19 protein-coding genes are annotated in these 24,855 nt (G+C 56.0%); 10 read left to right on the top strand and 9 right to left on the bottom strand.

All coding sequences use genetic code 11. The features are described from left to right. From pqiA to rlmKL, 3 genes are read right to left on the bottom strand one after another with little or no spacing between them, the layout of a single operon-like run. On the bottom strand, window positions 1-1,254 hold the full coding sequence (gene pqiA / locus ACMGGH_RS13150) for a membrane integrity-associated transporter subunit PqiA (RefSeq protein ID WP_028012597.1): 1,254 nt from the start codon (window positions 1,252-1,254) through the stop codon (window positions 1-3). A 12-nt stretch (window positions 1,255-1,266) separates the two neighbouring features. Continuing rightward, window positions 1,267-3,174: an ABC transporter ATP-binding protein gene (locus tag ACMGGH_RS13145; RefSeq protein WP_232948054.1), complete on the bottom strand. Its 1,908-nt coding sequence runs from the start codon at window positions 3,172-3,174 to the stop codon at window positions 1,267-1,269. A gap of 12 nt (window positions 3,175-3,186) precedes the next feature. Then, window positions 3,187-5,295 (bottom strand): bifunctional 23S rRNA (guanine(2069)-N(7))-methyltransferase RlmK/23S rRNA (guanine(2445)-N(2))-methyltransferase RlmL, encoded by a 2,109-nt coding sequence (gene rlmKL, locus ACMGGH_RS13140; protein WP_028012595.1) that lies wholly within the window; start codon window positions 5,293-5,295, stop codon window positions 3,187-3,189. A gap of 98 nt (window positions 5,296-5,393) precedes the next feature. Here rlmKL and ACMGGH_RS13135 point away from each other — a divergent pair, with 98 nt between their 5' ends. Then, on the top strand, window positions 5,394-6,503 hold the full coding sequence (locus tag ACMGGH_RS13135; RefSeq protein ID WP_045261710.1) for a YcbX family protein: 1,110 nt from the start codon (window positions 5,394-5,396) through the stop codon (window positions 6,501-6,503). Here ACMGGH_RS13135 and zapC read toward each other — a convergent pair. Together zapC and pyrD are read right to left on the bottom strand one after the other, a co-directional pair. After that, a complete protein-coding gene (zapC, locus tag ACMGGH_RS13130) occupies window positions 6,500-7,042 on the bottom strand; it encodes a cell division protein ZapC (protein WP_028012593.1) in 543 nt (180 codons plus the stop codon). The two genes, ACMGGH_RS13135 and zapC, sit on opposite strands and share 4 nt — an antisense overlap. A 165-nt stretch (window positions 7,043-7,207) precedes the next feature. Further along, a complete protein-coding gene (gene pyrD / locus ACMGGH_RS13125; RefSeq protein WP_045261711.1) occupies window positions 7,208-8,218 on the bottom strand; it encodes a quinone-dependent dihydroorotate dehydrogenase in 1,011 nt (336 codons plus the stop codon). A gap of 249 nt (window positions 8,219-8,467) precedes the next feature. Here pyrD and ssuE point away from each other — a divergent pair, with 249 nt between their 5' ends. The 5 genes from ssuE to ssuB are packed head-to-tail and all read left to right on the top strand — an operon-like array spanning window position 8,468 to window position 12,708. After that, on the top strand, window positions 8,468-9,043 hold the full coding sequence (gene ssuE, locus ACMGGH_RS13120; RefSeq protein ID WP_028012591.1) for an NADPH-dependent FMN reductase: 576 nt from the start codon (window positions 8,468-8,470) through the stop codon (window positions 9,041-9,043). Beyond that, entirely contained in the window at window positions 9,036-9,998 is a 963-nt protein-coding gene (locus ACMGGH_RS13115; RefSeq protein ID WP_232948053.1) for a sulfonate ABC transporter substrate-binding protein, read from the top strand. The genes ssuE and ACMGGH_RS13115 overlap by 8 nt, the downstream gene beginning before the upstream one ends. Next, window positions 9,995-11,140, top strand: a complete 1,146-nt coding sequence (gene ssuD / locus ACMGGH_RS13110) for an FMNH2-dependent alkanesulfonate monooxygenase (protein ID WP_232948052.1) — start codon at window positions 9,995-9,997, stop codon at window positions 11,138-11,140. The genes ACMGGH_RS13115 and ssuD overlap by 4 nt, the downstream gene beginning before the upstream one ends. 9 nt (window positions 11,141-11,149) lie before the next feature. Then, window positions 11,150-11,941: an aliphatic sulfonate ABC transporter permease SsuC gene (gene ssuC / locus ACMGGH_RS13105; RefSeq protein ID WP_028012588.1), complete on the top strand. Its 792-nt coding sequence runs from the start codon at window positions 11,150-11,152 to the stop codon at window positions 11,939-11,941. Continuing rightward, window positions 11,938-12,708 carry an aliphatic sulfonates ABC transporter ATP-binding protein gene (ssuB, locus tag ACMGGH_RS13100; protein WP_041910612.1) on the top strand — a complete coding sequence of 257 codons (771 nt, stop codon included), beginning with the start codon at window positions 11,938-11,940 and terminating at the stop codon, window positions 12,706-12,708. The genes ssuC and ssuB overlap by 4 nt, the downstream gene beginning before the upstream one ends. Before the next feature lie 100 nt (window positions 12,709-12,808). Here the strand turns inward: ssuB and pepN are convergent, their stop codons facing one another. After that, window positions 12,809-15,421: an aminopeptidase N gene (gene pepN / locus ACMGGH_RS13095; protein ID WP_041910613.1), complete on the bottom strand. Its 2,613-nt coding sequence runs from the start codon at window positions 15,419-15,421 to the stop codon at window positions 12,809-12,811. A gap of 254 nt (window positions 15,422-15,675) precedes the next feature. Between pepN and pncB the strand changes: the two genes are divergently transcribed. From pncB to aspC, 4 genes are all read left to right on the top strand, one after another. After that, window positions 15,676-16,878: a nicotinate phosphoribosyltransferase gene (pncB, locus tag ACMGGH_RS13090; protein ID WP_045630030.1), complete on the top strand. Its 1,203-nt coding sequence runs from the start codon at window positions 15,676-15,678 to the stop codon at window positions 16,876-16,878. A 167-nt stretch (window positions 16,879-17,045) separates the two neighbouring features. Beyond that, complete coding sequence (gene asnS, locus ACMGGH_RS13085; RefSeq protein WP_028012584.1) at window positions 17,046-18,446, top strand: asparagine--tRNA ligase; 1,401 nt, start codon at window positions 17,046-17,048, stop codon at window positions 18,444-18,446. 605 nt (window positions 18,447-19,051) lie between these two features. Further along, window positions 19,052-20,158, top strand: coding sequence for a porin (locus ACMGGH_RS13080; RefSeq protein ID WP_028012583.1), 1,107 nt, complete (start codon window positions 19,052-19,054; stop codon window positions 20,156-20,158). Window positions 20,159-20,342: 184 nt separating this feature from the next. Further along, complete coding sequence (aspC, locus tag ACMGGH_RS13075) at window positions 20,343-21,533, top strand: aspartate transaminase (RefSeq protein ID WP_232948050.1); 1,191 nt, start codon at window positions 20,343-20,345, stop codon at window positions 21,531-21,533. A 48-nt stretch (window positions 21,534-21,581) separates the two neighbouring features. On the opposite strand, the gene ACMGGH_RS13070 is transcribed toward aspC, so the two are convergent. The 3 genes from ACMGGH_RS13070 to ldtD all read right to left on the bottom strand — a co-directional run bounded on the left by ACMGGH_RS13070 (window position 21,582) and on the right by ldtD (window position 24,799). Continuing rightward, window positions 21,582-22,229 carry an MBL fold metallo-hydrolase gene (locus ACMGGH_RS13070; RefSeq protein ID WP_232948049.1) on the bottom strand — a complete coding sequence of 216 codons (648 nt, stop codon included), beginning with the start codon at window positions 22,227-22,229 and terminating at the stop codon, window positions 21,582-21,584. 20 nt (window positions 22,230-22,249) lie between these two features. Then, window positions 22,250-22,801 carry a YcbK family protein gene (locus ACMGGH_RS13065; protein WP_028012580.1) on the bottom strand — a complete coding sequence of 184 codons (552 nt, stop codon included), beginning with the start codon at window positions 22,799-22,801 and terminating at the stop codon, window positions 22,250-22,252. Window positions 22,802-22,975: 174 nt separating this feature from the next. Next, entirely contained in the window at window positions 22,976-24,799 is a 1,824-nt protein-coding gene (ldtD, locus tag ACMGGH_RS13060) for a L,D-transpeptidase (RefSeq protein WP_232948048.1), read from the bottom strand. Window positions 24,800-24,855 lie beyond the last annotated feature (56 nt).

Raw genomic sequence — 24,855 nt, 5'->3', positions numbered from 1 at the left:
TTACTCTTCCTCATGGCTTGATTCAGGCTCACGATCCCACGATAAACGAGGGTCGAAGGTCATGGCCGCAAACATGGTCATAATCACCACCAGTGCAAACATTAAAGCCCCCATCGCGGGATAAATACTCATCAAACCGCCCATCCGCACCAGCGCAGAGAGAACGGCAATCACAAACACGTCGATCATTGACCAACGACCGACAAATTCGACCACTTCGTAAATCAGATGCATGCGTTCGCTGTCGCGTTTTCCGTGGCCTTTTGCATCCCAACAGAGCCAGGCAATGGCGATCATTTTTAAAGTGGGCACCATGATACTGGCGATGAAAATCACGCCGGCGACAGGATAGGATCCTTCGCTCCACAGCAGTATGACCCCGGCGAGGATCGTCGAGGGCATTTTATCGCCGAGCAAATCGGTGATCATAATCGGCAGAATATTAGCGGGCAGATACAGCATGACGGACGTGACCAGCAGTGCCATCGTCCACTGCAGGCTATTTTTACGGCGAACATGGCCCTTCGTTTCGCAGCGCGGACAAACCTCAAGATCGGCGGGCAGCACGGCGGTACAGCACGGACAAGAACGGAGCCCCTGGCGGATACCCGGCACGCCGACCTTCACCGTCTGCGCGAGCGTCGGTGCCGGGGCGATATCGTCCCAGGCCCAGCGCCTGTCCACGCACTGAAAAGCACGCAGCTGCAGGACACAGTACAGACACCAGGGAATAAAGCTGCTGCCTATCCCCACGTCGCCGTACGCCATCAGCTTCACGAAACTGACCAGTATCCCTGCGAGAAAGATCTCGGCCATCCCCCAGCTTTTGAGCTGAAAAAGGATGCGCGCGAGCCGGATTTTCAGCGATGACGGCATCCTGACGCGGTTAACCAGCAGCAGGATGACGACCAGGCAAAACGCCGGGACTATCTGGACGAATAGCAGAAAAAAGGTGCCGAGGCTGGCGTAATCTTCCGAGAACATCACGCCCGGGATTTCAAGCAGATCCACCTGGCTTGTCATCCCGCCTACCTTCATATAGACGAAGGGGAAGAGATTGGAGAGCAGCAGCATGAACAGTGCTGCCAGCGCGTAAGCGGTGGGACGCTGCCGCGGCGCGTCCCACTCGGTTGTCAACGTCGCGCCACAGCGTGGACACTGGGCTTTATGTCCGTGACCAAGCTCTGGCAACGCCACGAGCATATCGCATTGCGAGCATAATATATGCCTGTCGGCATGGTGCTGGTCACACATATTTAATCCCTGTTATGCGCCGTTTTTCAGAGACTCAAGGTACTCCCAGCGCTCAAATGCTTCTTCCAGGGCTTTTTCAGCCGCGGACATTTCAGCCAGTACTTTCTGAGTATAGTCATGCGATTGGGTAAAGAATGAGGCATCAGCAACCTGCACTTGCAGCCCCTCAAGCGCGGCCTCCAGCTCTTCAAGACGCTGAGGTAGCCCCTCCAGTTCGCGCTGCAGGTTATAGCTTAGTTTAGCCGAGGTTTTCTTGACAGTTTCTGCTTTTGTTACAGCAGGTTCAGAACTTGTTCTGGACTTCGACTGTTTCTGCGCCAGAGACTGCGACTGCTGCCCTTTTGCGTCGTGATAACCGCCCACGTACTGACCAATTCGCCCTTCACCTTCGAAGATCCAGCACTCGGTCACGGTGTTATCCACGAACTGACGATCGTGGCTAACCAGCATCACGGTTCCCTGATACCCATCGATCAGCTCTTCGAGTAATTCCAGCGTTTCGACATCCAAATCGTTCGTCGGTTCATCGAGGATCAACAGATTACTTGGCTTCAGGAACAGACGGGCCAGCAGAAGACGGTTACGCTCCCCGCCGGACAGCGCGCGCACCGGTGTCATGGCGCGTTTCGGGTGGAACAGGAAGTCCTGCAGGTAGCCCAGAACGTGACGCGGCTTGCCGTTTACCATCACTTCCTGTTTACCTTCGGCGAGGTTGTCCATCACCGTGCGGTCCGGATCCAGCTCCGCGCGGTGCTGGTCGAAGTAGGCCACTTCCAGCTTGGTGCCACAGTGAATGCGGCCGCTGTCGGCCTGCAGCTGGCCCAGCATCAGCTTCAGCAGCGTGGTTTTGCCGCAGCCGTTCGGGCCGATGAGCGCAATTTTGTCCCCGCGCTGAACCTGCGCAGAGAAATCTTTCACCAGCACCTTGCCGTCAACCTGGTAGTTAACGTTTTCCATTTCGAAGACAATCTTGCCGGAGCGGGACGCCTCTTCCACCTGCATTTTGGCGCTGCCCATGACTTCGCGGCGCTCGCTGCGCTCGCGACGCATCGCCTTCAGGGCACGCACGCGGCCTTCGTTACGGGTACGGCGGGCTTTGATGCCCTGGCGGATCCAGACTTCCTCCTGCGCCAGCTTGCGGTCGAACTCGGCGTTCTGCAGCTCTTCCACGCGCAGGTTTTCTTCTTTCTCCAGCAGATAGGTGTCGTAATCGCCGGGATAGGTGACCAGCTTGCCGCGGTCGAGGTCGACAATGCGCGTCGCCATATTGCGAATAAACGAACGGTCGTGCGAGATGAAGATGATGGTGCCGCTGAAGGTTTTCAGGAAACCTTCCAGCCAGTCAATCGCTTCGATATCCAGGTGGTTGGTTGGTTCGTCCAGCAGCAGTACCTTAGGGCCGCTGACCAGCGCGCGCCCCAGCGCCGCTTTACGCAGCCAGCCGCCGGAGAGCGCCGACAGCTCCATGTCGGGTTCCAGCCCGAGCTGCGCCAGCACCTCGTTAATGCGGTTTTCCAGCTGCCACAAACCGTGGTGATCGAGCATCTCCTGCACTTTCGCCAGTTCGTTAAGATTCTTGTCGCTCGGGTCGGTCATCACCAGATGCGAAATCTCGTGATAGCGCTTCAGGTACTCCGCCTGCTCGGAGATGCCTTCCGCCACGAAATCGTAAACGCTGCCGGTCACATGACGCGGCGGATCCTGCTGGAGGCGGGAGACGATCAGATCCTGCTCGTATACGATGCGGCCGTCATCCAGCCCCTGCTCGCGGTTGAGGATTTTCATCAGCGTGGATTTACCCGCGCCGTTACGGCCCACCAGACAGACGCGCTCGTTATCTTCGATATGCAGCTCTGCATTATCGAGAAGCGGTGAGTCGCTGAAAGAGAGCCACGCGCCGTGCATACTAATTAATGACATTTATTTTTCCTTTCAGACCGCGGTAATCAACCAGCAGTTATGAATTTGACGGTTACGGGCGAAGTCCTGAGACAGCGTTTTTTGACTGATTTCTTGTGCTTTCAGTCCCAGGGCTGCCAGGCCGTCATGATCCATACGGAAGCCGCGTTTGTTGTTCGAGAACATAATGGTGCCGCCTTTGCGCAGCAGGCGCTTCAGGTCGGTCATCAGGCGCAGGTGATCGCGTTGAACGTCAAAGCTATCCTCCATGCGCTTGGAGTTAGAGAAGGTCGGCGGATCGATAAAGATCAGGTCGAACTGCTCGTCGGTATCGCGCAGCCAGCCCAGCACGTCGGCCTGCATCAGGCGATGCTGACGTCCGGTTAAGCCGTTCAGACGCAGGTTACGCTCGGCCCACTCCAGATAGGTGCGGGACATATCCACCGTGGTAGTGCTGCGCGCGCCGCCGAGACCGGCATGCACGCTGGCGCTCCCGGTGTAGGAGAACAGGTTGAGGAAATCTTTGCCCTTGCTCATCTGGCCGAGCATACGGCGGGCGATGCGGTGGTCGAGGAACAGGCCGGTATCAAGATAGTCGGTCAGGTTCACCCACAGGCGAGCGTTGTATTCGCCCACTTCGATAAAATCGCCCTTTTCGCCCATCTTCTGGTACTGGTTTTTACCCTTCTGACGCTCGCGGGTTTTCAGCACCAGCTTGTTCGGCGCAATCCCCAGCACGGCAATGGTGGCCGCAATGACGTCCAGCATGCGCTGGCGCGCTTTTTGCGCATCGATGGTTTTCGGTGGAGCATATTCCTGAATCACCACCCAGTCCGCATAGCGGTCAACCGCCACGTTGTACTCCGGCAGGTCGGCATCGTACAGGCGATAACACTCGATCCCTTCCTGCTTCGCCCATTTTTCAAATTTCTTCAGGTTTTTGCGCAGGCGGTTGGCGTAATCCTCTGCCACGCCGGTTGGCTTGCTGTCCGCCGCTTTCTCTGCCAGATGATAGTTTTTCTGCACGCAGTCCAGCGGGCCGTTTTTCGCTTTAAACTGGCGATCGGCACGCAGCTGCAGGCAGCTCAGCAGCTCCGGCGAGGCGCTGAACAGAGACAGGTTCCAGCCGCCGAAGTAGTCCTTCATATTGCGGCCCAGCAGGCTGTGCAGGGCAATCAGCGCAGGCTCGCTGTCGAGACGCTCACCGTATGGCGGGTTGCTGATTACGGTCCCGTACGGGCCCTTCGGCAGCGGGTTGGTCAGGTTCGCCACGTCTTTCACCTCGAAGGTGACCAGCTCGCCGATACCGGCGCGACGGGCGTTGCTGCGCGCGCGTTCAATTACGCGCGGGTCGCTATCCGAACCGTAGAAGTGAGAGGTATACTCCGCCAGGCCCTTACGCGCGCGGGTCTGCGCGTCGTCTTTAACCTCTTTCCAGAGCGCTTCGTCGTGCTGCGCCCAGCCTTTGAAGCCCCAGTGGCCGCGGTGTAGCCCCGGCGCACGGTCGGTTGCCAGCATTGCGGCCTCAATCAGCAGCGTACCGGAGCCACACATTGGGTCGAGCAGCGGCGTGCCCGGTTGCCAGCCGGAGCGCATCACGATGGCGGCGGCCAGGGTTTCTTTGATCGGTGCCATACCGGTGCGATCGCGGTAGCCGCGCAGGTGCAGACCCGCGCCGCTCAGATCGAGGGAGATGCTCGCCGTGTCGCCGTTCAGCCAGACGTTGATACGCAGGTCCGGGTTTTCGCGATCGACGTTCGGACGTTCCTTATTTTTACGCGTGAAGCAGTCCACAATGGCGTCTTTTACGCGCAGGGCGCCGTACTGGCTGTTGCGGATCTCGTCGTTCACGCCGTTGAAATGCACCGCGAACGTGGCGTTAGGCGTGAAGATCTCTGTCCAGTCGATCATCTGTACGCCGGTGTAGAGATCCAGGTCGCTATAGACCTTGCATTCTTTCATCGGCAGCATGATGCGCGACGCCAGACGGCTCCACATCAGGCTCTGGTAAATAAGCCGCGTGTCGCCCTCAAAATGGACACCACCCTGAACCACCTGGCACTCTTGCGCGCCCAGGGCTTCCAGTTCAGTTTTTAACAGCTCTTCCAGCCCACGGGCCGTACTGGCAAACAGAGAATTCATATCGTCACTTTTACTCTTAGAAAATTGTCGCGCATTATAGCTAATATGGCGTGTATGTCATAAAGTTGAAGGCTTATTTTCATTCGAGGGAGTGTGCAGTGGCGACGTTATCCAGGCTTTTTATTCATCCGGTGAAATCCATGCGCGGCATCGGCGTCACTCACGCGCTGGCAGACATGAGCGGGTTCGCCTTCGATCGAATTTTTATGGTCACCGAGCCTGACGGAACGTTTATCACCGCACGCCAGTTCCCTCAGATGGTTCGCTTTACCCCTTCCCCGCTTCACGACGGTTTGCATCTGACCGCGCCGGACGGTTCCAGCGCGGTTATTCGCTTTGCGGATTTTGCGGCTGTCGACGCACCAACGGAAGTATGGGGCAACCATTTTACCGCGCGCATCGCCCCGGATGAAATTAACCGCTGGCTGAGCGGCTTCTTCTCTCGCGACGTGCAGCTGCGGTGGGTTGGGCCGGAACTGACGCGTCGCGTAAAGCGCCACGACGCCGTTCCCCTCTCCTTCGCGGATGGCTTCCCGTTCCTGCTCACCAACGAAGCGTCTCTGCGTGATTTACAGAATCGCTGTAAAGCCAGCGTACAGATGGAACAGTTCCGCCCGAATCTGGTCGTGACCGGAGCGGACGCCTGGGATGAAGACACCTGGAAAGTCATCCGCATCGGCAGCGTCATCTTTGATGTCGTCAAACCCTGCAGCCGCTGCATTTTCACCACGGTAAGCCCTGAGAAAGGCCAAAAACATCCTTCCGGCGAGCCGCTGAAAACGCTGCAATCGTTCCGTACCGCGCAGGATAACGGCGATGTCGATTTCGGCCAGAACCTGATCCCGCGATCCAGCGGCGCAATCCGCGTAGGTGATGAAGTTGAAATTCTCGCTCGCGGGCCGGCGCGAGTGTACGGCTCAGGCCAGGAAGAAGAAATGGTCGAGGTTGAGACGAATGTCGCCACTGCGGTGGATATTCACTGGCAGGGCAAGGTTATTCGTGGCAACAATCAGCAGGTTTTACTGGAGCAGCTGGAGCAAGCCGGTATTCGCGTACCGTATTCCTGCCGCGCGGGAATTTGCGGATGCTGCCGCATCAAGCTGCTGGAGGGAGAAGTGAGTGCGCTGAAAAAATCTGCAATTGGGAATGACGGCACAATCCTGTGCTGTAGCTGCGTACCGAAAACGTCGGTACAACTGGAAGCTTAAACCGCTTGTTCGAGGCTGAAGGCATCGACGCGCAGCTGTGGCTTCAACCTGTCATTCATGACTTTGATCGCATCACCTAACTGCATTACGCGCCCGGCAATCGTCACGCCGGGCTGCGCCAGCAGACAGAGTGCGGCATTTTCGCCCGGTTCAACCACTAACAAACTCACCTCTTCGGCGGTATCGCTCAGGTTAACGCTGGCCGCATCGCCCGTTGCTGGCGTCCAGTCCATGCCGTGAGGCAGGAAATGCCAGCTTTTCGGCATTTGCGGTTTCAGGAAACGGATGGCCACCAGCGCATTTAATACCAGTTCGGCACGCTGCTCTTTAGAGAGCATCAGGTCGCGGCATTTTTCTTCAAAGGAGAAATAAAGCGCCGCATCGTCAACGCAAAAACCCGATGGAGAAAACGCGTCCGGGGTTAACATTCGGCGGGCAAAACGAGAACGAAACAACATGCCATTGGCTAAATCGAGCATCATACGGTCATGCTCGTCGCAAAAATACCAGCGCCAGTTATCGTCAGGTTTAATTCGCATGTGTCTCTCCCGTCCCCAAACGTCCTGTACTAAAAATGTCCTGTTCGCCGCTTCGTTTATAACACTAGTAATAAAAGACGATAATGTCTAAATAAGCAACAGTGACGGAATATAAAACAACCAGGGCTGGAAATAAAGCCCTGGTTGTCTGATTAAGAAAAAAGATTAGATATGCGTAACGATTTCTTTAATCAAAGGCGGGCCTTTAAAAATAAAGCCGGAATAGATTTGTACCAGTGACGCACCGGCCGCCATCTTCTCGCGTGCAGCAATCACCGAATCGATACCGCCGACGCCAATAATCGGTAAACGGCCTTTTAATTCCGCAGACAGCGCGCGAATAATTTCGGTGCTTTTTAATTGTACCGGACGGCCACTTAACCCACCCGCTTCGTCACAGTTTTTCATTCCCTGAACGAGCGAACGATCGAGCGTGGTATTCGTTGCAATCACCCCGTCAATATTATGGCGAACCAAACTGTCGGCAACCTGGATCAATTCTTCGACAGAAAGATCCGGCGCGATCTTCACCGCGACCGGAACATATTTATGGTGGATCGCCTGGAGTTCATTTTGTTTATTTTTAATGGCACTCAGAAGATCGTCCAGCGCTTCGCCATATTGTAAGGAGCGCAGCCCCGGGGTATTGGGTGAGGAAATATTCACCGCGATATACCCGGCATAGGCGTAGACTTTTTCCATACAAATCAGGTAGTCATCTTTACCCTGCTCAACCGGCGTATCTTTATTTTTGCCAATATTGATGCCTAACACCCCATCAAAATGGGCTTTCTTCACGTTCTCTACCAGATGATCAACGCCGAGGTTATTAAAGCCCATGCGGTTGATCAACCCTTCGGCTTCGACCAGGCGGAACAGGCGCGGCTTGTCATTTCCCGGCTGCGGGCGCGGCGTGACGGTACCAATTTCGATGGAGCCAAAGCCCATCGCGCCCAGGGCATCAATGCACTCGCCATTTTTGTCCAGACCGGCCGCCAGACCCAATGGATTTTTAAAGGTCAGCCCCATGCACTGCACAGGCTTTTCCGGCACGTTTTGACGCACCAAGGCCGCCAGAGGCGTTCCTGTAATACGACGTAATTGCTGGAATGTAAATTCATGAGCGCGCTCGGGGTCGAGCTGGAAAAGGGCTTTACGAACGAAGGGGTAGTACATGAACTCTCCTGGATTCCCGGTGTGCAAACCGGGAGGGGATTATGGGCGATCCCGTCACGAAAGGGAATTGACCTGCGGCAAAAAAATCGGCGTAAAACGCAATCGTTTACCTCCCACTCTCTTTCTTATGCAGTTTTTCGCAGTTTAATTGCGGATAAATCATTTAGTGGAATAACCGCGCAGTGTCACACTCCTGAAAATTGTTATGAATGTTAGATAAAAGCAAACAATTAGTTATAAGGAGGAAGTATGCGCGTCATTACCCTGGCCGGAAGTCCACGATTCCCTTCGCGTTCCAGCGCCCTGCTGGAATATGCCCGCGACAAGCTCAATGCCCTGGACGTGGAAGTGTGCCACTGGAATCTGCATAACTTCGAACCTGAAGATTTGCTGTATGCCCGCTTCGACAGCCCCGCGTTGAAAACCCTCACTGAGCAGCTCAAGGAAGCGGACGGCCTCATCGTTGCGACCCCGATTTATAAAGCCTCTTTTTCGGGCGCGCTGAAAACGCTGCTCGATCTTCTCCCCGAGCGCGCACTGGACGGCAAAGTGGTTCTGCCGCTGGCAACGGGCGGCACGGTGGCACATTTACTGGCGGTAGATTACGCCCTGAAGCCGGTGCTGAACGCCCTGAAGGCGCAGGAGATCCTTCACGGCGTTTTCGCGGATGATTCGCAGGTCATTGACTACCAGCATAAGCCGCACTTCACGCCGAATCTGCAAACGCGCCTTGATGCCTCGCTGGAAACTTTCTGGCACGCGCTGCATCGCCGGGATATCCAGGTTCCTTCTTTTAATCCGCCGCAGGGAGTCGCACATGTTTAAAACCTTAACCCGCCTCGGACTGGCTGGCCTGATGGCGTTTACCGCGCTGGCACATGCCGCAGAAACCGCACCGGACAGTTTACGGATTGGCTACCAAAAAGGCAGCGTCAGTATGGTGCTGGCAAAAAGCCACCAGCTGCTGGAAAAACGCTTCCCGGACACCAAATTCTCATGGGTGGAGTTCCCGGCAGGGCCGCAGATGCTTGAAGCCCTGAACGTCGGCAGTATCGATCTAGGCAGTACGGGCGACATCCCGCCTATTTTCGCTCAGGCTGCCGGGGCAGACCTGGTATACGTCGGTGTAGAACCCGCTAAGCCGAAAGCCGAAGTCATCCTGGTACCTGAAAAAAGTGACATTAAAAGCGTCTCCGACCTTAAAGGGCGTAAGGTCGCTTTCCAGAAAGGTTCCAGTTCGCACAACCTGCTGCTGCGCGCCTTACAGGAAGCCGGGCTCAAGTTCACCGACATTCAGCCCGTTTACCTGACGCCCGCTGACGCGCGCGCCGCGTTCCAGCAGAAGAACGTTGATGCCTGGGCTATCTGGGATCCGTACTACTCTGCGGCATTACTGCAGGGTGGCGTACGGGTGCTGAAAGACGGTACCACGCTGAAGCAAACCGGTTCGTTCTACCTCGCCTCACGCCCTTACGCCGAAAAAAACGGCGCGTTTATTCAGGGCGTACTGGATACCTTTACGCAGGCAGATGCCCTGACCCAGAGCCAGCGTCAGGCGAGCATCGCCCTGCTGGCAAAAACCATGGGCTTACCTGAGCCGGTGATCGCGAGCTACCTCAGTCACCGTCCGCCCACCACCATTGCGCCTGTCGACGCACACGTCGCCGCGCTTCAGCAACAGACTGCTGACCTCTTCTATCAAAACCGCCTGGTACCAAAACAGGTCGATATTCGCGAACGCATCTGGCAGCCCGCTGGCAAAGAAGGAGCTAAATCATGAGTCTGAATCTTTTCTGGTTTTTACCCACCCACGGTGATGGACACTATCTTGGTACAGAAGAGGGCTCGCGCCCGGTTGACCATGGCTATCTTCAGCAGATTGCCCAGGCGGCGGACCGAATCGGTTTTACCGGCGTGCTGATCCCGACCGGACGCTCGTGCGAGGATGCCTGGCTGGTGGCCGCGTCGATGATCCCGGTCACCCAGCGCCTTAAATTCCTGGTTGCATTGCGCCCGAGCGTCGTTTCACCCACCGTGGCGGCGCGTCAGGCAGCAACGCTGGACAGGCTCTCCAACGGCCGCGCTCTGTTTAACCTGGTGACGGGCAGCGATCCGCAGGAACTGGCGGGTGACGGCGTGTTCCTCGACCATACCGAGCGCTATGAAGCCTCCGCCGAATTTACCCGCGTCTGGCGACGCCTGCTGGAAGGCGAAACCGTCACCTTTGAAGGTAAGCATATTCACGTTCGCGACGCGAAGCTCTACTTCCCGCCGGTGCAGCAGCCGCGCCCTCCGCTCTATTTTGGCGGGTCGTCGGATGTGGCCCAGGATCTGGCCGCCGAGCAGGTCGATCTCTATCTGACCTGGGGCGAGCCGCCCGAGCTGGTGAAAGAGAAAATTGCCCAGGTCCGCGTCAAAGCCGCCGCCCATGGCCGCAAGGTGCGCTTCGGGATTCGCCTGCACGTGATTGTGCGGGAAACCAATGAAGAAGCCTGGCAGGCGGCAGACCGTCTGATCTCCCATCTGGACGATGAGACCATTGCGAAGGCGCAGGCTGCGTTTGCCAAAACCGACTCCGTCGGGCAGCACCGCATGGCCTCTCTGCACAACGGCAAGCGCGAGAATCTGGAAATCAGCCCGAACCTGTGGGCGGGCGTGGGTCTGGTACGCGGCGGCGCGGGCACGGCGCTGGTCGGCGACGGGCCAACCGTGGCTGCACGTATTAATGAATACGCTGACCTGGGCATCGACAGCTTTATTCTCTCCGGCTATCCGCACCTGGAAGAGGCCTACAGGGTGGGCGAGCTGTTATTCCCGCATCTGGATGTCGCCGTTCCGGAAATTCCGCAGCCGCAGCGGCTCCAGCTGCAGGGCGAAGCCGTGGCAAACGAGTTTATTCCGCGCAAAGCCGCACAGAGCTAAGGAGTGACCATGTCTGCCACCTCACAAAAATGGCTGCTGCGCGCCGCCCCGTGGTTTTTGCCCGTCGGCATCGTGGCGCTCTGGCAGCTCGCGTCGACCACCGGCTGGCTGTCGAGCCGCATTTTGCCCTCTCCGGAGGGCGTTATCGAAGCGTTCTGGTCGCTGAGCGTCAGCGGAGAGCTGTGGCAACATCTGGCGATCAGCTCCTGGCGCGCGGTGATTGGATTTTCCATCGGCGGCAGCATCGGTCTGGTGCTGGGTCTGATCAGCGGCCTTTCACGCTGGGGGGAAAGGCTGCTGGATACCTCCATCCAGATGCTGCGCAACGTGCCGCATCTGGCGCTGATCCCGCTGGTCATTTTGTGGTTTGGGATCGATGAGAGCGCCAAAATCTTCCTCGTGGCGCTGGGCACGCTGTTCCCGATATACATCAACACCTGGCACGGCATCCGCAATATCGATCGCGGTCTGGTGGAGATGGCGCGCAGCTACGGCTTATCGGGTTTTTCCCTCTTTGCTCACGTGATTCTGCCGGGCGCCCTGCCCTCCATTATGGTCGGGGTGCGCTTTGCGCTCGGCCTGATGTGGCTGACGCTGATTGTGGCGGAAACTATCTCAGCCAACTCCGGTATTGGCTACCTGGCGATGAACGCCCGCGAATTCCTGCAAACGGACGTGGTGGTGGTCGCCATCATTCTGTATGCACTGCTCGGCAAACTCGCCGACGTCAGCGCACAGTGGCTGGAGCGCAGCTGGCTGCGCTGGAACCCGGCCTATACCCTTCAGGAGGCGAAAGCATGAATACCGCACGACTAAATCAGGGCACGCCGCTGCTGCTTAACGGCGTAACCAAACGCTACGGCGAAAACACCATTCTTAACGGGCTGGATCTGCACATTCCCGCCGGCCAGTTTGTGGCTGTAGTCGGGCGCAGCGGCGGCGGAAAAAGCACACTCCTGCGTCTTTTAGCCGGGCTGGAGGCCCCTAACGGAGGAGAGATTCTGGCAGGAACCACGCCGCTGGCCAATATTCAGGACGATACGCGCATGATGTTTCAGGACGCGCGCCTGCTGCCGTGGAAAACGGTGATTGATAACGTCGGGCTGGGGCTCAAAGGCAACTGGCGGGATGAAGCCCGTCAGGCGCTGGCCGCCGTCGGGCTGGAAAACCGTGCAGGTGAATGGCCTGCGGCGCTGTCGGGCGGCCAGAAGCAGCGCGTGGCGCTGGCGCGAGCGTTGATTCACCGTCCCGGCCTGCTGCTGCTTGATGAGCCGCTCGGCGCTCTTGATGCCCTGACGCGGATAGAAATGCAGGATCTGATTGAATCCCTCTGGCAGGCGCACGGCTTTACGGTACTGCTGGTGACGCATGACGTGAGCGAAGCCGTGGCGATGGCGGACCGGGTATTGCTTATAGAAAACGGGAAAATCGGTTTGGATCTGACGGTGGACATCCCGCGCCCTCGTCGCGTGGGCTCGGCGAGACTGGCGGAGCTGGAAGCCGAAGTGCTGGATCGGGTGATGAAACGTGGGGAAGCGGAGATTCAGCGGATAAAGGCCAATGCCTGATGCCCTCACCCCGGCCCTCTCCCACAGGGAGAGGGAGAAAACCAATGCCCCGCGCCCCCACGTAGGCCCGGTTAGCGTAGCGCCACCAGGCTTTTTTACATCAGGCCAGCGCCTTAGCTATCTTCTCGTACAGATCGCCAGACAGATTTTCCAGCCCTTTCAGCTGCTCAAGCGCGGCACGCATCTTCGCCTGACGCTGCGCATCATAGCGTTTCAGGCGGATCAGCGGCTCAATCAGACGTGATGCAACCTGCGGGTTACGGCTGTTCAGCTCGGTCAGCATTTCCACCATAAACTGGTATCCGCTGCCGTCTTCGGCGTGGAACGCGGCCGGGTTACTGCTGGCAAATGCGCCAATCAGCGAGCGAACGCGGTTCGGGTTGCTCATGGTGAACGAACGGTGCTTCAGCAGGCTGCGAACCTTACTAAGCGCATCGGCTGCCGGGCTGGTCGCCTGCAGAATAAACCACTTGTCCATCACCAGACCATCCTGGTGCCACTTGTCGTCATACTCCTGCATCAGCGCATCGCGGCACGGCAGTTCAGCGGCAACGCTTGCTGCCAGGGCCGCAAGCGCATCAGTCATGTTATCCGCTTCGTGATACTGCTTGCTCACCAGCGCGTTCGCCAGTTCGGGCTCACCAAACGCAAGATAGCGCAGGCAGGTATTGCGCAGGGTACGCTTGCCGATATCCGCATGCTCCACGCGATACGCGTCAAGCTTGTTAGCGTTGTAGAGCGCCAGGAATTCATCCGCCAGTTCGGTCGCCAGCGTGCGGGTCAGCGCTTCGCGCACCGCCACGATGGCAATCGGGTCGATAATGTCGAACAGCTCCGCAATTTCAGTCGCGGACGGCAGCGTCAGAATTTCAGCCGCCAGCGCCGGGTCAATCTTCTCGTCCAGCAGGATAGCGCGGAACGCGTCTGCCACATGCACCGGCAGCGTCAGCGGCTGGCCCTGCTGGTAGCGGTTCACGTTAAGCTTGATGTAGGTTGCCAGCAGGCTCTGCGCCGCGTCCCAGCGGGAGAAATCGTTGCGGGCGTGACGCATCAGGAACGTCAGCTGCTGGTCGCTCCACTTGTACTCCAGCTTCACCGGCGCGGAGAACTCGCACAGCAGCGCAGGCACCGGCTGGAAGTAGACGTTATCGAAGATAAAGGTCTGCTCTGCCTGGGTCACGTTCAGCACGTGGTGCACCGGGTGGCCGCCCTTCTGCAGCGGGATGACGTTGCCTTCGTTGTCGTACAGCTCAATACTGAACGGAATGTGCAGCGGATATTTTTCTTCCTGCTCGGCGGTTGGCGGCGTGCGCTGGCTGATGGTCAGAGTGTACTGCTCGGTTTCCGGGTTGTAGTCGTCCTTAACGGTGACAATCGGGGTCCCGGCCTGGCTGTACCAGCGGCGGAAGTGAGAAAGATCAACGTTGGACGCGTCTTCCATCGCCTGCACGAAGTCGTCGCAGGTAGCCGCGCTGCCGTCGTGACGTTCGAAGTAAAGCTGCATCCCTTTCTGGAAATTCTCTTCACCCAGCAGGGTGTGGATCATGCGGATAATTTCAGCGCCCTTCTCGTACACCGTCAGGGTGTAAAAGTTATTCATCTCAATGACTTTATCCGGACGGATCGGGTGCGCCATTGGGCTGGCATCTTCCGCAAACTGCAGGCCGCGCATGGTGCGCACGTTGTTGATGCGGTTGACCGCCCGCGAGCCCAGATCGGAGCTGAACTCCTGATCGCGGAAGACGGTCAGCCCCTCTTTCAGGCTCAGCTGGAACCAGTCGCGGCAGGTGACGCGGTTACCGGTCCAGTTATGGAAATACTCGTGGCCGATAACGCGTTCGATATCGAGGTAGTCTTTATCGGTAGCGGTATCGGTACGCGCCAGCACGTACTTGGAGTTAAAGATGTTAAGGCCTTTATTCTCCATCGCGCCCATGTTGAAGAAGTCGACGGCGACGATCATATAGATGTCGAGATCGTATTCAAGGCCGAAACGCTCTTCATCCCACTTCATGGAGTTAATGAGTGAAGTCATCGCCCACGGCGCGCGGTCAAGGTTGCCGCGGTCAACGAACAACTCCAGCGCCACTTCGCGGCCAGAGCGGGTTTTGAAGGTATCGCGCAGCACGTCGAAATCACCCGCCACCAGCGCAAACAGGTAGCACGGTTTCGGGAACGGATCCTGCCACTGAACCCAGTGACGGCCATTTTCCAGCTCGCCCTCACCCACGCGGTTACCGTTGGATAGCAGGAACGGATAGAGGGTTTTATCGGCAATGATTTTGGTGGTAAAGCGCGCCAGCACGTCCGGGCGGTCCAGGTACCAGGTAATGTGGCGGAAACCTTCGGCTTCACACTGGGTACACAGGGCCACGCCTGACTGGTAGAGCCCTTCCAGCGCCGTGTTGGCGGCAGGGCTGATTTCATTCACGATGCGCAGCGTAAAGCGTTCCGGCAGGTTGTCGATGACCAGCTGGTTGCCTTCTTCTTTATAATCTGACCAGGCTTCATCGTTAATGTGCAGGGAGACCAGCGTCAGGTCTTCGCCATCCAGACGCAGCGGTACGGCAGTCGCGCTGTGGCGCGTCACCTGGCTTACCGCCGTCACAACGGTTTTTGTGGCATCCAGGTCAAAAGTCAGGTCGATATCGCTAATCAGGTATTCCGGCGCACGGTAGTCGTGGCGGTATTTGGCTTGTGGCTGTTGTGTCATAGAAAACCTTATGCATCGTTTGTCGAGTAACGTTTCAATATATTCCTGTTGCGTAAAACGCGCTATGCAGAATGTTCATCTTTTCAGGCTTAAACACCTTTTTCGCTACATTTGTATAACACGGGGCACGAAATGCTCTCGACCATAAAGTGTGCTTATGTTGTGATCGGGGTTCAATAAATCACTAAACAAGGTATACTCCGGAGTTGTTTATTGTACTAAACGCTCCCGTGAGAGGATGCTACAGCGCACCTATGACTCAATTCGCTTCTCCGGTTCTGCATACGTTGCTGGATACCGACGCGTATAAACTGCATATGCAGCAAGCCGTTTTCCACCATTACTATGACGTTCACGTCGCGGCGGAATTCCGCTGCCGTGGTGACGACTTGCTCGGTATCTACGCAGACTCCATTCGTGAACAGGTCGATGCGATGCAGCATCTGGCGCTCACCGATGACGAATATCAGTGGCTTTCTGGCCTGCCTTTCTTTAAAGCGGACTATCTGAACTGGCTGCGCGACTTCCGCTATAAGCCTGAACAGGTCACCGTGACCAACGAGAACGGCAAGCTGGATATTCGTCTTGAAGGTCCGTGGCGGGAAGTGATCATGTGGGAAGTGCCGCTTCTGGCCGTCATCAGCGAGCTGGCTCACCGCTACCGTTCGCCTGAAACGGGCGTCGAACAGGCGGTCGCCTCGCTGGAGAACAAACTTGAGGCATTCTCAACGCTGACCGAAGGGCTGGATATGTCGCGCTTCCGCCTGATGGATTTCGGCACCCGTCGCCGCTTCTCTCGCGAGGTTCAGCAGGCTATCGTTGAACGTCTGCAGCAGGAGCCGTGGTTCGTGGGTACCAGCAACTACGATTTGGCGCGTCGCCTCAACCTGACGCCAATGGGCACTCAGGCGCACGAGTGGTTCCAGGCGCATCAGCAAATTAGCCCGGACCTGGCTAACAGCCAGCGTGCGGCGCTGGCTGCGTGGCTTGAAGAGTACCCGAATCAACTCGGGATCGCCCTGACCGACTGTATTACGATGGATGCCTTCCTGCGCGACTTTGGTCCCGAGTTCGCTGAGCGTTACCAGGGGTTACGCCACGACTCAGGGGATCCGGTTGAATGGGGCGAAAAGGCGATTGCTCATTACCAAAAACTCGGCATTGACCCGATGAGCAAGGTGCTGGTCTTCTCCGATAATCTCGACCTGGCAAAAGCCGTCGAACTGTATCGTCATTTCAATGCCAGAATTAATCTGGGCTTCGGGATCGGTACCCGGTTGACCTGCGACATTCCTCAGGTAAAACCTCTGAATATCGTGATAAAGCTGGTGGAATGTAACGGCAAGCCGGTGGCAAAGCTCTCCGACAGCCCGGGTAAAACCATCTGCCATGACAAAGCGTTTGTTCGCGCATTGCGCAAAGCGTTCGATCTCCCCCAGATCAAAAAAGCCAGTTAAGCGCTTACGGGAGCCTTCAGGGCTCCCTTCCCTTATTTATTTCTCAATTCTTCTCTTTTGACTGCGAAATTTACTTGTCTGATAGCGGTTGGCAGGTAACATAGATATCCCCCCGTCTTGGGGTGGACAAGTGTTTATTTTTTCCGACTATTAACAGAGAGAATATTATGAGCGTTGTGCCTGTAGCCGACGTACTCCAGGGCCGTGTCGCCGTTGACCAGGAGGTCACCGTGCGCGGATGGGTGCGTACTCGCCGAGATTCTAAAGCTGGCATCTCCTTCCTTGCCGTCTATGACGGTTCCTGCTTTGATCCTGTACAGGCCGTCATTAATAATTCTCTGCCCAATTACAATGATGACGTTCTGCGCCTGACGACGGGTTGTTCCGTTATCGTCACCGGTGTGGTTGTGGCATCCCCGGGCCAGGGCCAGAGTTTCGAGATCCAGGCCTCTGCCATTGAAGTGACCGGCTGGGTTGAAGATCCGGACACCTACCCGATGGCGGCAAAACGTCACAGCATTGAATACCTGCGTGAAGTCGCACACCTGCGTCCGCGTACCAACCTGATTGGTGCGGTGGCTCGCGTGCGCCATACGCTGGCCCAGGCGCTGCATCGCTTCTTCGATGAGCAGGGGTATTTCTGGGTGTCTACCCCGCTGATCACCGCGTCCGATACGGAAGGCGCAGGCGAAATGTTCCGCGTCTCGACGCTGGACATGGAAAACCTGCCGCGCACGCCGGAAGGTAAAGTCGACTACGACAAAGACTTCTTTGGTAAAGAAGCCTTCCTGACGGTATCCGGCCAGCTCAACGGCGAAACCTACGCCTGTGCGCTGTCTAAGATCTATACCTTCGGCCCAACCTTCCGCGCCGAAAACTCCAACACCAGCCGCCACCTGGCGGAGTTCTGGATGCTGGAGCCGGAAGTGGCGTTTGCCGATCTGAATGACGTAGCAGGTCTCGCAGAAGCGATGCTGAAATACGTCTTCAAAGCGGTGCTGGAAGAGCGTCCTGACGACATGAAGTTCTTCGCCGAACGCGTAGACAGCGATGCTGTAGCGCGTCTGGAGCGTTTCGTCTCTGCCGACTTTGCGCAGGTGGACTATACCGATGCGGTAGCGATCCTTGAGAAATGCGGTGAGAAGTTTGAGAACCCGGTTTACTGGGGCGTCGATCTGGCGTCTGAGCACGAACGCTATCTCGCCGAGAAACATTTCAAAGCGCCGGTTGTCGTTAAAAACTACCCGAAAGACATTAAGGCCTTCTATATGCGCCTTAACGAAGACGGGAAAACCGTGGCAGCGATGGACGTACTGGCGCCGGGCATCGGTGAAATCATTGGTGGTTCTCAGCGTGAAGAGCGTCTGGACGTGCTTGACGCGCGCATGGCAGAGATGGGGCTCAACCCTGCGGACTACAGCTGGTATCGCGATCTGCGCCGTTATGGCACCGTTCCGCACGCTGGGTTCGGTCTGGGCTTCGAGCGTCTGATCGCCTACGTTACTGGTGTTCAGAACGTGCGTGACGTAATTCCGTTCCCGCGTACACCACGCAACGCCAGCTTCTAAGCAACGCAACAGACAATGGCCAGCATTTGCTGGCCATTATTTTATTCTGCCCTGTCAGTTTTTGTCAGCGTAAAGTCAGCGTTTTTAAACCTCTACCCCGTCACAACCGCTACCTGTTACGTTTTGTTTCCGCGACATATCCAGCCACAAAAAATTAACCTCATTCTTATTGCGATTATTACATTCTGAAGTAATAGCACAAATTTCAACCAATTTTTCAGCCATCCAGAAGTCTTTTTTGGGTCATAAGAAAAAACGAGTCGTTTAACATTCGTTTATAGGAATTGCCTTTATCCAAATTAAACATAAGGAATTCATATATATAGGAAACAAACCGATGCTTAATTCGCCAGGGGGTTCTGAAATTTGAGATGGTTCACAAAGTTCCCAAAAATACACATTTAGTTACACATATTTTCTTTCTGTAACTCAATCTTGAGAATTGTAGCACTTTCAGGCTAGCGAAACGCTTCGGTGAATGGAAAGATGCCTGTCAGATACATAAAGACACCAAACTCTCATCAATAGTTCCGGAAATATTTATTGACAGAATTTATTGACGGCAGTGGCGAGTGTCATAAAAAAACCAATGAGGGTAATAAATAATGATGAAGCGCAATATTCTGGCAGTGGTAATCCCTGCCCTGCTGGTAGCCGGTGCAGCTAACGCTGCAGAAATCTATAACAAGAACGGCAACAAACTGGACTTCTACGGTAAAGTTAACGCCGAGCACGATTTCGTGACCTCCGGCGATGACACCAACAATAACGACGCTACCTACGCGCAGATCGGTTTCAAAGGCGAAACTCAGATCAACGACCAGCTGACCGGTTACGGCCAGTGGGAATACCGCTTCATGGCTAACCAGGCTGAGAACACCGCTCAGGCTAACAAAAACCGTCTGGCCTTTGCTGGTCTGAAAGCGGGCGACGCTGGCAGCATCGACTACGGTCGTAACTACGGTATCGTATACGACGTTGAGTCATACACCGATATGGCACCGTCCTTCTCCGGTATGACCTGGGGCGGTAACTACGTTGATAACTTTATGACCAGCCGCAGCACCGGCCTGCTGACCTACCGTAACAGCGATTTCTTCGGTCTGGTTGACGGTCTGAGCCTGGGCGTACAGTACCAGGGTAAAAACGACCGTGCTGACGTTAAAACCTCTAACGGTGACGGCGTAGGTTACTCCCTGGGTTACGACTTCGGCGAAGGCTTCGGTGCAATCGCATCTTACAGCAACGCTAACCGTACTCTGAACCAGAAAGCTGATGGCCAGGGTGATAAAGCTGAAGCATGGGGCGTGGGTCTGAAATACGACGCTAACAACCTCTACCTGGCAACTACCTATGCAGAAACCCGTAACACCACCCGTACCGGTTCTAGCGGTGATGCAGGTTTTGCTAACAAAACTCAGAACTTCGAAGTGGTTGCTCAGTACCAGTTCGACTTCGGCCTGCGTCCAGCAATCTCCTACGTGCAGACCAAAGGTAAAGACCTGGCTGCCGTCGGCGGCTTCAGCGGTGGCGATGCAGACCTGGCTAAATTCATCCAGGTTGGTACCACTTACTACTTCAACAAAAACTTCAACGTGTGGGCTGACTACTACATCAACCTGCTGGATAAAGACACCGACTACGCGAAAGCTGTTGGCGGTCTGAACGGCAACGACGATATGGCTGCTGTGGGTGTAACCTACCAGTTCTAATCAGAACACCACTTTGTTATATGCATAATGAACAGGGCTTCGGCCCTGTTTTTTTATGCCTGAGAGAAAATAATGGCGACTTTTGAAAAGCCGCACGCTTTTCGTCGCAAACGGTTGGCATTTTGTAAATCTCCCGTTAACCTGATAGCGGATTTCACTTCTGTAATCACAATGGAACTTCGTCATGTTTGAGAACATTACCGCCGCTCCTGCCGACCCTATTCTGGGCCTGGCCGATCTGTTTCGTGCCGACGACCGCCCTGGCAAAATCAACCTGGGTATTGGTGTATATAAAGATGAAACCGGCAAAACTCCGGTACTGACCAGCGTTAAGAAAGCTGAGCAGTATCTGCTGGAAAATGAAACCACCAAAAACTACCTCGGTATTGATGGTATCCCTGAATTTGGTCGCTGCACCCAGGAGCTGCTGTTCGGTAAAGGCAGCGCAATTGTGAGTGACAAACGTGCCCGCACAGCACAGACCCCTGGCGGTACCGGCGCGCTGCGCGTGGCGGCGGATTTCCTTGCGAAAAACACCTCTGTTAAGCGCGTATGGGTGAGCAATCCAAGCTGGCCGAACCACAAGAGCGTCTTTAACTCTGCGGGCCTGGAAGTGCGCGAATATGCTTACTACGATGCGGTAAACCACGCTCTCGACTTTGACGGCCTGCTCTCAAGCCTGAGCGAAGCGCAGGCGGGTGACGTGGTGCTGTTCCACGGCTGCTGCCACAACCCAACCGGTATCGATCCAACGCTTGAGCAGTGGGAACACCTGGCGAAGCTCTCCGTTGAGAAAGGCTGGCTGCCGCTGTTTGACTTTGCTTACCAGGGCTTCGCCCGCGGTCTGGAAGAAGATGCCGAAGGCCTGCGCGCGTTCGCAGCCATGCATCAGGAACTGATCGTTGCCAGTTCCTACTCCAAGAACTTTGGTCTGTACAATGAGCGTGTAGGTGCCTGTACGCTGGTTGCGGCTAACGATGAGACCGTCGATCGCGCGTTTAGCCAGATGAAATCCGTTATCCGCGCTAACTACTCTAACCCGCCGGCACACGGTGCGTCTGTTGTTGCGACCATTCTGAGCAACGATGCGCTGCGCGCGATTTGGGAACAAGAGCTGAACGATATGCGTCAGCGTATCCAGCGCATGCGCCTGCTGTTTGTGAACACCCTGGCGGAGAAAGGCGCTGACCGCGACTTCAGCTTCATCATCAAACAGAACGGTATGTTCTCGTTCAGCGGCCTGACCAAAGAGCAGGTTCTGCGTCTGCGTGAAGAGTTTGGCGTATACGCCGTAGCCTCTGGCCGCGTAAACGTTGCAGGCATGACCCCTGACAACATGGCGCCACTGTGCGAAGCGATTGTCGCCGTCCTGTAATTTGCGCCCACAAAAAAGCCTGCGTTAAGCAGGCTTTTTTTATGCCGGTTACCAGACAGGCATTTCATCCTGAAGGAACGGGTTATGGAGCCGTTCATAGCCCAGCGTCGACATCGGACCGTGTCCAGGGATAAACGTTACGTCATCACCCAGCGGCAATAACTTCTGTTTGATCGACTGAATCAGCTGCCCGTGATCGCCGCGCGGAAAATCGCTGCGTCCTACGCCACCTTTGAAAATCACATCGCCGGAAATCAGCAGACGGGACTGGTCGTCAAAGAAGACGATATGGCCTGGCGTATGCCCAGGACAATGCAACACCTGTAAAGTCACATTCCCTACGTTAACGCGCTCTCCTTCGTTCAGCCAGCGATCGGGCGTCAATGGCAGACACTCATCAAGGCCAAACATGCGGCTTTGGGCGGGTAACCCCTGCAGCCAGAACTCATCTTCTTTTTCCGGGCCAAAAATCGGCACACCGTAGTGTTTAGCCAGTTCAGCCGCTGCGCCTACGTGGTCGAGGTGACCATGCGTCAGTAAAATCTGCATCAGCGCCACGCCGCTGTCGGCAACGTCCTGCTTGATTTTCTCAGCGTCACCGCCGGGATCGACAAGCGCGGCCAGTTTGGTTTGCTCGCACCAGATTAATGAACAGTTCTGGGAGAACGCGGTAACCGGAATAATACGATAGTTCATACTGCTCCTGTGTTTCGTTATTACCAGTGCCGAACCGGCCCGGTATCAATATGCACAAAGTTGCTACGTGGGTAATATCCTACACCACCCGCGCGCATAGATAACGCGGCTTTGCGAATATTGGCTAACGAAACGCCTTCAATGTGGAAATCCATTGCCTGTCCCTTCGTGTGGTAGCTTTTTTTCGCTACCCCACGGCTATGGGCGCGCAGTTCATTGTTGGTATCAATTGAGCGATAACCAGAAATAAGCTGCACCGGCTTGCTGGTGCCCAGCAGGCCCTGAAGGCGGAAAAGCTGATCAAACAGTCCTGGGTCGATGGCTTTTACTTTATTCGCGCGGAAATCACGGAAAAAATGGTTGAGTCTTGCTAATTCATCCTGAATATAGCCTCTGCCATCGAAAAACTCCGCTTTTAGCGACTCACCGGTGTGAAGATTGCTGAGCGTTAAAACGCGCGGACGAGGTGTCGAGAGGGTGGCAAATGCTGGCGTCGGTAAGATGGCCGCTGCGCCAAGCGCAACACCACCTAACGCCAGCAGCTTGCGGCGATTAGCGTCAAATTTGTCCATGATAATCAGGTCTACAGGTCAAAGAAATCGTAATATGCTTAGCGCACGAAGGGCACCTTAACTGGCAAAACAGGGTACGTCAAGGCGCCCAACCCCAGTGAATACGCGGCTTACAGCGATATTGGCCCCGATTCACCATAACTTACGACAATCATTTTTCCCGAACTACTTCATTTACCTGATTAATTGTTCCGCTTTTGGCAAAATTTGTGCGCCGGATCGCGCGGTGAGATCATAATTGTAAATATCTGTACGGTACTGAGTGCGACCGTCTTCACCCACAAATGCTGTCAGATAATAAAGATTAACCGGAATGTTGTGGCGAATATTCACGTAGCGCGTATCACCCTGCTTCAGGGCGTCAGAAATACGCGTATCGTTCCAGCCCGCATCCTGCAGCAGCATGTTGGCCAACTCCGAGGCTTTATTCACGCGCACGCAGCCTGAACTCAGTGCCCGGGTATCTTTCTGGAACAGATTGTGGTTCGGCGTATCGTGCAGATAGATAGCATCTGAACTTGGCATGTTGAATTTGTAGCGCCCCAGCGAGTTATGCGCTCCGGGAGCCTGCTGGAAGCGGAACGGCAGGTTGGAGGCCGTGATCGTCGACCAGTCGACCATGTAAGGATCGATCGCCTCTTTACTGTTCCAGCCACGCATGACCGTATAGCCGTGACGTTCCAGATAACCCGGATCGTTCCAGACCTTAGGTAGAATGTCCTTACGCGCCAGCGTCGGCGGCACGTTCCACGGCGGGTTAACCACCACGTTATTTAACGCGCTGCTCATCATCGGCGTTTTGCGATCCGGACGCCCGACAATCACGCGCGAGGCCAGCTTCTCGCTACCATCCTGATAATAAACCAGTGAATAGGCAGGGATATTGACCATAATGCCGGTAGACAGCGTGCCCGGCAGCAAACGCAGACGCTGAATATTAAGCGCCAGCACCCCGGCCCGCTGCGCAGGCGATACGTTAAGCCAGTCACGCGTTGAGGGTCCAATGACGCCATCGGCTCCCAGCCCCTGAGCGGCCTGGAACTGTTTAACCGCGGCGACCAGCTCGCGATCGTAAGCCTCGGGCTTATTGCTCAGGGTAGTGGCCTTGTTCTCTTTTACGGGCGCTGACGGGCTGACCACCGCGCTTTGCGGATCGTCGCCCGGCAGGGCAATCTTCGGCCCGCCATCAAGAATACCGGAGCGTTTAAGGATCTCGCGCAGGGCTGGCACATCGCTGCTCCACTGCCCCGGACGCAGCGTTGCGGTCCCCCGCATTTGCGGCCATGGACGCGAGTCCCCCACCAGCGCGAGGAGCGACTGGTGCATCGTGGCATACTGTGGATGCGCCGGCGCGAGGCTGGCAATGAAGCGCGGCAGGTCGCCGTTATCCAGCGCTAATTGCCACTGGTTAATCACCGACAGGGCTGGCGTCGCCAGCTTATAGGGCCTATCGCTGTACAGCCAGCGGTTGCCATTGACCGGAATACCCGCCACAAACTGCAGGTAGCCCATCATGGCATCGGAAAGGACCACGTCCCGCGCCTGACCGGTGACGGCAGGATCGGTTAACAGCTCAACCCACTTCGTAAACTGCGGCTGGAATCCCGCAATCGCCACTTCCGCTAGCTGTTGCTGGAAGGCGCGCACGGCTTCACGATTTTCCCACATGGGTTTCATATCGCGGGCAGCATAAAGCAGCGTGAGCTGATTGATATAGGCAGGCGTGTAGCCAGAAGGCAGGCCTGTCTGGAGCTGCTGGCTGAGCGATTCAACGTCGATGCCTTCCGGCAGCGGCTTAATCCCGGCCATGATGGCCGTTGCCGTAGACTGTTCCAGCGGCTGAGACAATGACGTCGGCTGCGCGCCTGTCGTTGCGGTGCTGTCAGTCGGCACAATTTCAGGCTCGTCGGCCTGGGCGGTTAACAGTGGAGCAAACATCACTGCCAGACATAAACTCAGTGCTGGCAGCTGACGACCACATTCTTTCTTTAGCAACATCCCTTGCCCCCTGTTTTCACGACATGCCCATCACGGTGGGGCTTTCTTTTATTATA

Source organism: Enterobacter sp. BNK-16 (assembly GCF_048684955.1).
Taxonomy (GTDB): domain Bacteria; phylum Pseudomonadota; class Gammaproteobacteria; order Enterobacterales; family Enterobacteriaceae; genus Enterobacter; species Enterobacter bugandensis.
This window is presented reverse-complemented; position numbering and strand designations above follow the sequence as displayed.